The sequence below is a fragment of the Streptomyces sp. NPDC059850 genome (assembly GCF_042731515.1).
Classification (GTDB): domain Bacteria; phylum Actinomycetota; class Actinomycetes; order Streptomycetales; family Streptomycetaceae; genus Streptomyces.
On the sequence record NZ_JBHWJI010000008.1, the window covers coordinates 204,623 to 214,638 of the forward strand.

Annotated in this window: 13 protein-coding genes and 1 tRNA gene; 9 read left to right on the forward strand and 5 right to left on the reverse strand. The window is 68.7% G+C overall.

All coding sequences use genetic code 11. The features are described from left to right. Positions 1-203: 203 nt before the first annotated feature. The gene (locus tag ACFV9T_RS09365) at positions 204-713 is read right to left on the reverse strand and encodes a DUF3830 family protein (protein ID WP_385437856.1); all 510 of its coding nucleotides are present in this window, start codon (positions 711-713) and stop codon (positions 204-206) included. Between the two features lie 139 nt (positions 714-852). Here ACFV9T_RS09365 and ehuB point away from each other — a divergent pair, with 139 nt between their 5' ends. The 8 genes from ehuB to ACFV9T_RS09405 all read left to right on the forward strand — a co-directional run bounded on the left by ehuB (position 853) and on the right by ACFV9T_RS09405 (position 6,648). Next, on the forward strand, positions 853-1,767 hold the full coding sequence (gene ehuB, locus ACFV9T_RS09370; RefSeq protein ID WP_385437858.1) for an ectoine/hydroxyectoine ABC transporter substrate-binding protein EhuB: 915 nt from the start codon (positions 853-855) through the stop codon (positions 1,765-1,767). Next, on the forward strand, positions 1,764-2,507 hold the full coding sequence (gene ehuC / locus ACFV9T_RS09375) for an ectoine/hydroxyectoine ABC transporter permease subunit EhuC (RefSeq protein WP_385437860.1): 744 nt from the start codon (positions 1,764-1,766) through the stop codon (positions 2,505-2,507). Before ehuB ends, ehuC begins: the two co-directional genes overlap by 4 nt. Continuing rightward, positions 2,504-3,154, forward strand: coding sequence for an ectoine/hydroxyectoine ABC transporter permease subunit EhuD (gene ehuD / locus ACFV9T_RS09380; protein ID WP_385437862.1), 651 nt, complete (start codon positions 2,504-2,506; stop codon positions 3,152-3,154). The genes ehuC and ehuD overlap by 4 nt, the downstream gene beginning before the upstream one ends. Positions 3,155-3,176: 22 nt before the next feature. After that, positions 3,177-3,947, forward strand: a complete 771-nt coding sequence (gene ehuA, locus ACFV9T_RS09385) for an ectoine/hydroxyectoine ABC transporter ATP-binding protein EhuA (protein WP_385437865.1) — start codon at positions 3,177-3,179, stop codon at positions 3,945-3,947. Between the two features lie 127 nt (positions 3,948-4,074). Beyond that, on the forward strand, positions 4,075-4,836 hold the full coding sequence (locus ACFV9T_RS09390; RefSeq protein WP_385437867.1) for an IclR family transcriptional regulator: 762 nt from the start codon (positions 4,075-4,077) through the stop codon (positions 4,834-4,836). 51 nt (positions 4,837-4,887) lie between these two features. Beyond that, a tRNA-Lys gene (locus ACFV9T_RS09395) sits at positions 4,888-4,964 on the forward strand. 154 nt (positions 4,965-5,118) lie between these two features. Beyond that, positions 5,119-5,703: a Uma2 family endonuclease gene (locus tag ACFV9T_RS09400; protein WP_385437869.1), complete on the forward strand. Its 585-nt coding sequence runs from the start codon at positions 5,119-5,121 to the stop codon at positions 5,701-5,703. Between the two features lie 582 nt (positions 5,704-6,285). Next, complete coding sequence (locus ACFV9T_RS09405) at positions 6,286-6,648, forward strand: hypothetical protein (protein WP_385437871.1); 363 nt, start codon at positions 6,286-6,288, stop codon at positions 6,646-6,648. Here the strand turns inward: ACFV9T_RS09405 and ACFV9T_RS09410 are convergent. Genes ACFV9T_RS09410 through ACFV9T_RS09420 form a run of 3 tightly spaced genes read right to left on the reverse strand, consistent with a single transcriptional unit; the run spans position 6,626 to position 8,564 of the window. Beyond that, positions 6,626-6,844 (reverse strand): DUF2277 domain-containing protein, encoded by a 219-nt coding sequence (locus ACFV9T_RS09410; RefSeq protein ID WP_385437873.1) that lies wholly within the window; start codon positions 6,842-6,844, stop codon positions 6,626-6,628. The two genes, ACFV9T_RS09405 and ACFV9T_RS09410, sit on opposite strands and share 23 nt — an antisense overlap. A gap of 32 nt (positions 6,845-6,876) precedes the next feature. After that, entirely contained in the window at positions 6,877-7,734 is an 858-nt protein-coding gene (locus ACFV9T_RS09415; protein ID WP_385437875.1) for an alpha/beta fold hydrolase, read from the reverse strand. A gap of 23 nt (positions 7,735-7,757) precedes the next feature. Then, positions 7,758-8,564: a 4'-phosphopantetheinyl transferase family protein gene (locus ACFV9T_RS09420; RefSeq protein WP_385437877.1), complete on the reverse strand. Its 807-nt coding sequence runs from the start codon at positions 8,562-8,564 to the stop codon at positions 7,758-7,760. 226 nt (positions 8,565-8,790) lie between these two features. Between ACFV9T_RS09420 and ACFV9T_RS09425 the strand changes: the two genes are divergently transcribed. Then, a complete protein-coding gene (locus tag ACFV9T_RS09425; RefSeq protein ID WP_385437880.1) occupies positions 8,791-9,702 on the forward strand; it encodes an alpha/beta hydrolase in 912 nt (303 codons plus the stop codon). Between the two features lie 87 nt (positions 9,703-9,789). On the opposite strand, the gene ACFV9T_RS09430 is transcribed toward ACFV9T_RS09425, so the two are convergent. Then, positions 9,790-10,016: acetyl-CoA carboxylase biotin carboxyl carrier protein subunit (locus tag ACFV9T_RS09430; protein WP_385437883.1), on the reverse strand; the 227-nt coding region annotated here is incomplete at its 5' end.

Sequence of the window (10,016 nt, forward strand, 5' to 3'; positions counted from 1 at the left end):
CCCCAGACCCCGCTCCTCAATCGCCGGAGGGGCTTGATTTGGCGCAGGTCCGCCTTCAAGCACCCGTCCGGCCCAGCACCGGAGGGGCTTGATTTGGCGCAGGTCCGCCTTCAAGCACCCGTCCGGCCCAGCACCGGAGGGGCTTGATTTGGCGCAGGTCCGCTTTCAAGCGCCCGTCCGGCCCCGGGGCTGCCCAGACCCGGCTACGCCCGGCGGAAGCTTAGGGTTTCGCCCAGGGCTCCTGCTCGCCAGAGGTCTTGGCAGGCGTCGGCCATGCGGTCCAGGCCGTCTACCACCGAGCCCCAGACGATGCCCGGGACCCAGCCCGCGTCGCCGTTGATGAGCAGGTTGTTCCGCTCGTAGAACAGCGCCAGGTCGACCACCTGGCGCTTGCCCTGGTGCTTGGCCTGGGCCTCGTAGCCGTAGGACTTCGTGCCGAGCTGGGTGTCGGTGAAGGTGAAGTAACACAGGTCCCCGGGGATCGGCGTGATCGTGGGGTTCTCCAGCGGTGGCTCCTCGGGGGCGAAGGGGGGCAGCAGCGCGTAGATCTCGTTCCGCGCGTACTTGGCGTGATAGACGTCACCCCCCAGCGGCAGCGCGTTCCAGACGGCCTCGCAGGTGATCGGCGCGCGGTCGTCGAGGAGTTTCGCGGTGCAGGTCACTCCGCGCTTGTCGAGCGAGACCTCGATGAACCGGTCGGCTCGGTCAACCATCGACATTCCTCCAGGTCGCTTCGGAACAGTCCTTACCCGTCCCTACCAGTCCTTCCCCAGGGGGCATACCCCGCATCGTCTGTATCAAGGGCTGGAAACGGCCCGCATATATTTCGTGAGTTCGGGTAGCCGCGCGCCCATGGCTCCACCACGTGGGAAAGATATCGATAGCAGAGCAAAAGGGGCATCCCGTCGATCGCTTCTGGTCGGCGGCGCGGCCCTTGGCCTGCTGGGCGCGGTCGGCTGTAGCCGGGTGTCCAGCTCGGATGCCAAGGACGGGGGCAATCTGCTGGAGCGCCTGCGAGCGCAGGGCACGGTCCGGCTGGGAATTGCGGGGGAGATCCCATTCGGCTACATCGACAAGAACGGCGACTTCACCGGTGAGGCGCCGGAGATCGCGAAGGTCATCTTCAAGCGGCTGGGGGTGGACAGGGTCCAGCCGGTGCCGACCGAGTTCGGCTCGCTGATCCCGGGACTCCGTTCGCAGCAGTTCGACGTGGTCTCCGCGGGGATGTACATCAACCCCGAGCGCTGCGCCCAGGTGATCTTTTCCGACCCCGACTACCGCATGCGGGACGCGTTCATCGTCCGCAAGGGCAATCCGAAGAACCTTCACAATTACGACGACATCGTCAAGCAGAAGGCCAAAATGGCCACCGGCACCGCCTATGCCGAGATCGATTACGCCAAGAACGCCGGGGTCAAGGAGAGCGACATGCTGATCCTCCCGGACCAGCTGGCCGGGCTGCTGGCGGTGGAGCAGGGCCGGGCCGATGTGTTCGCGGGCACGACCGTGACCGTGCACAACGTGGTCAAGCAGCGGAACAGCAAGCGGGCCGAGGCGACCGAGCCGTTCCAGGCGATGCTCGACGGCAAACCGGACATCGGGGCGGGCGGCTTCGCCTTCCGGCCGGAGGAGACCAAACTCCGCGACGCCTTCAACGTCGAGCTGCACAAGATGAAGAAGAGCGGTGAGCTGCTGCGCATCGTGCGGCCCTTCGGTTTCACCGAGGGTGAGATGACCGATCTGACCGCCGAGGAGCTGTGCAAATGACGGCCGGGCTGTGGGAACACTGGCTTCTTCCGGGCGTCTGGATCACGATCCAGCTGACCCTGTACAGCGCGGTCTTCGCCGTCGTCGTCGCGTTCGGCATCGGCATGGCGCGCACGTCGCGGCTGCGGACCGTCCGCTTCCTCACCGGCGCGTACGTGGAGATCTTCCGCGGTACGTCGGCCCTGGTGCTGATGTTCTGGCTCGCCTTCGTGATGCCGCTGGCCTTCGGCTGGCAGCTGTTCCCGATGTGGGCGGCGGTGCTGGCGATCGGGCTGAACTACGGGGCGTACGGCTCCGAGATCGTCCGCGGTGCGATCGCCTCCGTGGCACCGGCCCAGGGTGAGGCGGCCATCGCGCTGAGCTTCACGCCCGCGCAGCGGATGCGGCGGGTGATCCTGCCGCAGGCGATCCCCGAGATGATCCCGCCGTTCAACAACCTGCTGATCGAGATCCTGAAGGCGACGGCGCTGGTCTCGGCCGTGAACGTCGCCGACATCACCTTCGCCGCCCAGCTCTCCCGGCTGGCGACGGGTGAGAGTGCGCAGATCTACACGATCATCCTGGTCCTCTACTTCGTGCTGGCGTTCATCCTGACCCGGCTGATGCGGGTGCTGGAGCGGCGCGCGAAGGCGAACATCGGCCAGGCTCCGGCCAAGGGCTCGCTGGTCACGCGCAAGCTGCTCGGCAAGCAGGAGACCGAGCAGTCCCGCAACATCGTCGTCGGAGGAGGTGCCCAGTGAACTGGAACTGGGATGTGGCCAAGGACTTCCTCCCCCAGCTGGGCCACGGGCTGCTGATCACGCTGGAGGCCACCGCCCTCGGCTCGGTCCTGGCGTTCGCGCTGGGGCTGGTGTGGGCGATGGCGTTCCGTTCGCCGAGCCGCTTCGTGCGCTGGCCGGTGTCGGCGGTGACGGAGTTCATCCGCAACACCCCGCTGCTGGTGCAGCTGTTCTTCTTCTTCTACGTACTGCCGACGTGGGACATCAAGTTCTCGGCGCTGACCACCGGCGTGATCGCGCTCGGGCTGCACTACTCGACGTACACCGCCGAGGTCTACCGGGCCGGTATCGACGGTGTGCCGGTGGGCCAGTGGGAGGCGGCCACCGCGCTCAGCCTCTCCCGGGTCCGCACCTGGCGGGCGGTGATCCTGCCGCAGGCGATCCGCCGCGTGGTGCCCGCCCTGGGCAACTACGTCATCGCGATGCTGAAGGACTCCCCGATGCTCGCGCTGATCGGCGTCGTCGACATGCTGCAGAAGGCGCGGGGCGAGGCCTCGTCGTCCTTCCACTACATCGAGCCGTTCACGATGGTCGGCATCGCCTTCATCCTCATCGCCTATCCGGCATCTCTTCTCATGCGAGTCCTGGAGCGTCGTCTTGGCCACTGAAACCGACCACACGAATCCTGCCGTGGACGGCAGTGAACTGATCCGCTTCGACAAGGTGACGAAGCGCTTCGGCACCAATACGGTCCTGGACGACCTCGACTTCTCGGTCTCCTCCGGCAAGCACGTCACCCTCATCGGCCCGTCCGGCTCCGGCAAGACCACGATCCTGCGGCTGCTGATGACGCTGCTCAAGCCCGACGAGGGCACGATCAAGGTCGACGGGGACTACCTCACCCACGAGGACCGGGGCGGCAAGCTGGTCCCGGCGGGCGAGAAGCACACCCGCGAGGTGCGCAAGAAGATCGGCATGGTCTTCCAGCAGTTCAACCTCTTCCCCAATATGCGGGTGCTGCGGAACATCACCGAGGCCCCGGTGCACGTCCTCGGCCTGGACAAGGACGAGGCCGAGACGCGGGCGCGGGAACTGCTCGACCTCGTCGGCCTCGGCGACAAGTGCGACATGTACCCGACGCAGCTGTCCGGCGGGCAGCAGCAGCGGGTGGCGATCGCCCGCGCGCTGGCGATGCGGCCGCAGGTGATGCTGCTGGACGAGGTGACGTCGGCGCTCGACCCGGAGCTGGTGGCCGGGGTGCTGGACGTCCTGCGGGACATCGCCCACACGACGGACATCACCATGCTGTGCGTGACCCACGAGATGAACTTCGCGCGGGACATCTCCGACGACGTACTGATGTTCGACGCGGGCCGGGTCATCGAGTCCGGTCCGCCGGAGAAGATCTTCTCGGAGCCGGAGCACGAGCGGACCCGGGAGTTCCTGAGCGCCGTGCTGTAACCCCTGAGGCAGGAGGGGGCGATTTGGGCGGACTGGCGGTGGCACATGCCATCGTTCAACTTCCGCTCCATATCGCCCCCTTGGCGGCTATCGTGGAACGAAGCCACCACCTGCGAGAGGGGACGTCGTGGTGCTGGGGCCCGAGCCGATCGCACCGCTCCGCTCGGTGCGGCACGCCCTGCGCATCCTGGAGGTCGTCGCCCGGCACTCCAGCGGGGTGAGTCACGCCCGCATCGCCCGCGAGACCCGGCTGCCGAGCGCCCGGCTCACCGAGCTGCTGCGGATGCTGCGCCGCGAGGGGTACGTCGAGCAGATCACCGACGGGGCGTACATCGGCGGCGCCTCCCTCACCCTGCTGGACACCGGGGACCCGGGGCGCGGGCACGCCGTCGAGGACAAGCTGCAGAAGTCGCTCACCGCGCTCCGCGACTCGGTGGGCGCGGCGGTCTACTTCAGCCGCTATGTGGACGGCGAAGTCAAGGTCACGCAGTACGCGGACGGGCCGCGTACGCCCCGGGTCAACGAGTGGGTGGACTTCCGCGCCGCCGCCCACGCCATGGCCGTCGGAAAGTGCCTGCTCACCCAGCTCGACCAGGACGGCCGCCGCGATCACCTCGCCCGCCACAAGACGGTGCGGCTCACCTCGCGGACGACGACCAGCGAGAAGGTGCTCTTCCGCAAGCTGGACAGCCAGCCGCCCACCGTGCCTGTGCTCGACCTCCAGGAATACGCCGTGGGCACGGTCTGCGCGGCCGTCCCCGTGACGGCGGGCCGCACCGTCGGCTGCCTGGCCCTCTCCCTCCCCCTGGAGCACGCCCACCGGCTGCGCCAGGCCGCCTACCTGCTCAACCGCGAGGCGGCCCCGATGCTGCTCTCGCTGACCATCTGATGTTGGTCAAAAGCACCCCTCCGGACCAGGTAGTATTTACGTCGTCAGCAGGCGCCGCTAGCTCAGTTGGTTAGAGCAGCTGACTCTTAATCAGCGGGTCCGGGGTTCGAGTCCCTGGCGGCGCACCATGGCATTGACTGGGGCTCCTCGATTATTCGAGGAGCCCCAGTCGTGTTACCGCCTGACGTCGAACCGTCACTCGTGGGAGTGATCCCCCACGGACTGTGCCCCCGTCGCACGCGTGCCCAGCAATGCTGGCTTCCTCCAGGAAAGAGGTGCAACATGACGGTTATGACCGAGCGTACGTCTCACATGCAGGTGGAAGAGTTCGAAGAGATCGCCTCTACCCTGCCCGAAACCGTCACGTTGGAGTTCATCAACGGACGGATCGAGGAGAAGTGCGTGGCCGACGGGGATCACGAGACGATCATTATGTGGCTGCTCAGGCAGTGCATGCAGAGTCGCCCAGATCTCGACCTGCATACGTCCCAGGGACTGAAGGTCGGGCAGTACCGCAAGGGGCGGGCCCGCCCGGACGGATCACTGGCACCTGTCGCACACTTCGCAGGGCAGGGCGAGTGGGCCGATCCAGATGGGGTGCTGATGACCGTCGAGGTCACGTCGTACGACCGTGACACCGACCGCCGCGACCGTATCGACAAGCCCGCCGCCTACGCAGCGGCAGACATTCCCGTCTACCTCCTCGTGGACCGCGACGCCTGCGCGGTCGTCATGCATACCAATCCCGACCCGAAGAGCGGCTGCTACCTCGACATCCACCGCGCGCCCTTCGGAGAGCAGGTCACGCTCCCGGAGCCCGTGGACATCACGCTCGATACGGAGATCCTGAAGAACTACGTCCGCTGAGTCTCCCCCTGACTCAACTCACCCACTGGACGAGTGAGATGGGCATGACACCTCCTGGGTCGTCCGCGCCGCCCTCCGGCTCTGCCGGGTCGTTTTCCACATCGCCTGCGGGCTGGAAGCGCGTCGCGCAGCGCCTCACACAGCCGTTCCGCCAGGAAGCGGACCTCTCTGATGTCCATCATCCGGTCGTCGAGCAACGCACTGGCGTGGCCTAGGAGTTCGGTACCCATGGAGAGCTGAAGATCTTCGATCTCGTCCGCCCGGCGGCTCAATCGGCTGTTGGCACCGGCCGGTGCCAGGTAGCACGGCCTGCCATCCGGGCTCGTCCACGGCAGCAGCCGCAGGCCGTTGGTCGCGGTCACCGGCCCGCCCCCACGCCGCTCGCCATGGTTGCGGTGGTGCAGCGAGGCCCCTGGCCGGGCCCGGTGACAGCCACGAGGACGTAGGGCGACGCAAACTGATCTCACCCATTCGCCGCCCGTGCCCTCAACTACGACGTGGCTTACCCGTCGCGAGTCATCAACGGAAAACAATCACCCTCCCCGAGACTGGCGGCAGGGCTGGACCAGCTGCTCGGCGCAGATGGAAGCTTGGCATCACTGGTACCAGCAACGGAGACTCGACGCCGGTTCGATCCCTGAAAAGGATCGAACCGGCTATCTTGCCGCCGTAGCAGAAGCGGCCGAGGTCGCCGGATGGCTGCTGTTCGATGCCGCACAATGGGACGCTGCCCGCACCGCGTTCCTGGAATCGCACATGCTGGCGCGGCACGCTGGGGATCGCTCCATGCAGTGGTTCGCCCTAGCCATGCTCGCCATGCTGGACATTGAACGGGGCCGTCCCGGCGAAGTCCTGGAACTGGGGGCATTCGAGCAGGCTGCACCAACGCTTCAGAGCGCCATCGCTCGTGCAACAGGGCCATTCAGCTTGTACGGCCGCCCCTGACCTCCAGCGTGCCCAGCAGCTCGCCGGTGGCGGCGGCGATCGTCTCGACCGCCTTGTCGAAGGCCTCGGCGTTGTGCGGAGCGGGCTGGCGGAAGCCGCTGATCTTGCGTACGTACTGCAGCGCGGCGGCGCGCATGTCCTCCTCGGTGACGACCTCGGCGTACGGGGGACGGAGCGTCTTGATAGATCTGCACATACTGACGACGGTACGCCGGGGGTCGGACAACGCTAGGCGGCCGCGTCACCGTCCAGCAGGAACGTGCGCATCAGCGCGGCCAGCCGGTGCGGCTGGTCCAGCGGGATCAGGGTGTAGCTGTCGGGGATCTCCACATGGCGGCCCTGCGGCAGCATGGCCGCCAGCCGGAGGCCGTGTTCCGGGGGCATCACCCGGTCCTCGGACGCCCAGGCCACCAGCGCGGGGCGGTCGAAGCCGCGCAGCCGCTCGGCCCAGCGCAGCAGCTCCGCCGCGGGCGGCACACCGAGGACGTACTTCCGCAGGTCGCGGCGGATTTCCGGGGACGTCCACAGCGGCCGGAACCAGCCGTCCATGACCTCCGGCGGCACCGGGCGCTTGGTCATCCAGCCCCAGGTCATCGGCAGCCGCCGCATGGGGTGCAGCTTCAGCAGAGAGAAGGCCGTGCGCAGACCGCCGGGGAGGCGGGCGGAGGTGTGGAGGTTCTTGCCGGGCAGACCGGGCGGGAAGTTCTCGAACGCCTCGCACGAGGTGATGATCAGCCGCCCGATCCGCTCGTCGCGGCCGTCGGCGACGAGGGCCTGGGCGCCGCCCCAGTCGTTCATCGCGAGGGTGACGTCCGTGAGGTCGAGCCGCTCCAGGAATTCGGCGACCAGCCGGGCCACGCCGAGGACGGACAGATCGGCGTCGGGCCGCATGGGGCGGCGGTGGCCGCCCAGCGGCAGGGTGGGGACGACGCAGCGGACGCCGGGGCGGAGCGCGGCGACCACCTCGCGCCACAGCGAGCCGTCCATGGCGACGCCGTGCAGCAGCACGGCGACCGGCCCCTCACCCCCGGTGTCCTCGTACTCGATGGTGCCTGCGGAGAGTTCCACCTCGTCACGATGCGACATATGTCCGAAGGTACCTGACCCGTTCACCCGAGCCGTAGACCGGCGAAGGTCACGGCCGGGGCGGCCTCGGCGCGGACGGCGACGGCGGCGTGGTAGCCGGGCGGGGCGGGCAGGTCGGCGAAGGCCCAGCCCGGTGGAGTGGACACATCGGCGTGGGCGCCGAACTCCTCCGCGAGGCCGACGTAATGGGTTCGCAGCCCGCCCGGCAGCCCGGTCCCGATGCCCTTCAGGTACGCCTCCTTACGTACCCAGCAGCTAATGAACGCCCGCTCCCGCTCCTCCTCGTCCGGCAGCGCGGCGATCGCCGCGCGCTCGCCGGGGTGCAGCTGGCCGATCAGTCCGTCGAGGCGGTCGCCGGAGCGCCGGGGGTTCCGCTCCTCGATGTCGGCGCCGACGGGCGCGCCGCCCGACACCGCGCACAGCGCGGCGTCCCCGGCGTGGGAGAGCGAGAAGGCGAGGGTGGTGTCGCCCGCGAGGGCGGGGCGGCCGTGCGGTTTGGCGCAGTCCGGCATGCCGCAGGTCTCGCGGGTGAACTCGACGTCCGCCGGGTCCCTCCCCAGATAGCCGCCGAGCAGGGTCCGCAGCCCCACATGCGAGGTGAGATAGCGCTCGCGTGCCGTCGCGTGCCGCATCCCCGCGGCGCGCTCGCGCTCGCCCGCGTCCAGCGTCCGGTCCGCGACCTCGGCGGCGAAGGAGGTGTACGGCGGGATGTGCAGCAGCCATACGGCGACCTCGCCGGGGCCGGGGCGGTCCCCGGGGCGGGGCGGGGCGGCGAGCGGCCCCCAGGAAGCGTCAACAGCGGGATCATCGGCCGGGCGTATGAGCGGCACTGTTCCGTTACCTCCGTTGGAGTTCATCCGTGTCCGCCGTCCGGCGTCCGTCCACCGACGACGGTACCCACCCGCCGCGCCCGCAACGCCCGTGCCGCGACGCGACGTTGCGGCACGGGAACGCCCGGTGACTTCGGACACGTTCACCTCACGGCTGGCCCGGGCACCGGGTGACACCACTACGATCGCGCACGACCGGGCACGATCAGTGATGGGGGTTTGCGTAATGGCGACGGGATTCCTGACGAAGGCGGCCTCCGCGGCGACTCTCCCGGTGGCTCCGCTCTACGGTGCCTTCCTCTCGTACTTCATCTATCACCCGCCCCGGCGGCCGCATCACAAGAAGCCCGAGGATCTGGGCCTGACCAGCACCGACGTCCAGGTGCCGCTGAACGGGAAGCCGCGCGGGCTGCATGTGTGGCTCTGCCCGGGCGACACGGCGCGGGTGGTGGTGCTCGGCCACGGGCTGGGGCTGAGCAAGTCGGCGAGCCTGGCCCAGGCGCGGCTGCTGAACGAGGCGGGCTACACGGTCGCCATGTTCGACCACCGCAACCACGGCAAGAGCGTCTCGGACCCGGCGTGCTGGGGCATGAGCGACCGTCACACCGACGATGTGGTGGCCGTCATCAAGCATCTGCGCGCGATGGACGAGTACGCGGCGGCCCGCTTCGCCGTCTTCGGCTTCTCCATCTCCGCCTTCCCCTCCTTCTACCTGCTGGGGCGGGCGGCGGACTGCCCGGTCGACGCGGTGATCTGCGACAGCGGCCCGGCGCTCGAACTCTCCCCCCTGTTCCGCAACTTCGTCGCGGCCGACGGGCTGCCCATCCCCGGCCCGCTGCGCACCGGGCCCTCCCGGAAGGCCCTGGAGGTGGTCGCCGCGTCGTCGGCCCTGGCGATGCTGCGGGTGCAGTGGCCGCCGAAGGCGGAGGGGGCGTACGAGCGGACGCCGATGCTCTTCCTGGCCGGTGAGCGCGACACGATGATCCCGGCCTCGGGGGTACAGGCGCTGGGCGAGCGCTATCCGCTGGCCGAGGTGCACACCCTGCCGGACACCGACCATCTGCAGGGCATCAAGACCCAGCCGGATGTGTACGCGGACACGGTGCTGGGCTTCCTGGAGCGCACGCTCAAGGGCTAGGCGCCAAGGATGAGCGGCCTGAACATCGGCAGGCCCCTCCCCCGCTGACCGCTGGCGGGGCGGGGCCTGCCGATGAGGGGTGCGGCGTCAGTCCTTGATCTCGCAGATGACGGCGCCGGAGCTGACCGAGGCGCCCGTGTCCGCGTTCAGGTTCTTGATGATCCCGGCGCGGTGGGCGTTGAGGGGCTGTTCCATCTTCATGGCCTCCAGGACGACGACGAGGTCGCCCTCGGCCACGGTGTCGCCCTCGGCGACGGCGACCTTGACGATGGTGCCCTGCATCGGGGAGGCGAGGGCGTCGCCGGAGGCGGCGG

What these genes read in the sequence shown, in the direction of transcription:
- ACFV9T_RS09410 (WP_385437873.1), bottom strand. Translation starts at nt 6,844, where the DNA reads ATGTGCAGATCTATCAAGACGCTCCGTCCCCCGTACGCCGAGGTCGTC.
- ACFV9T_RS09425 (WP_385437880.1), top strand. Translation starts at nt 8,791, where the DNA reads ATGGCGACGGGATTCCTGACGAAGGCGGCCTCCGCGGCGACTCTCCCG.
- ACFV9T_RS09365 (WP_385437856.1), bottom strand. Translation starts at nt 713, where the DNA reads ATGGTTGACCGAGCCGACCGGTTCATCGAGGTCTCGCTCGACAAGCGC.
- ehuC (WP_385437860.1), top strand. Translation starts at nt 1,764, where the DNA reads ATGACGGCCGGGCTGTGGGAACACTGGCTTCTTCCGGGCGTCTGGATC.
- ACFV9T_RS09415 (WP_385437875.1), bottom strand. Translation starts at nt 7,734, where the DNA reads ATGTCGCATCGTGACGAGGTGGAACTCTCCGCAGGCACCATCGAGTAC.
- ehuB (WP_385437858.1), top strand. Translation starts at nt 853, where the DNA reads ATGGCTCCACCACGTGGGAAAGATATCGATAGCAGAGCAAAAGGGGCA.
- ACFV9T_RS09405 (WP_385437871.1), top strand. Translation starts at nt 6,286, where the DNA reads ATGGAAGCTTGGCATCACTGGTACCAGCAACGGAGACTCGACGCCGGT.
- ACFV9T_RS09400 (WP_385437869.1), top strand. Translation starts at nt 5,119, where the DNA reads ATGACGGTTATGACCGAGCGTACGTCTCACATGCAGGTGGAAGAGTTC.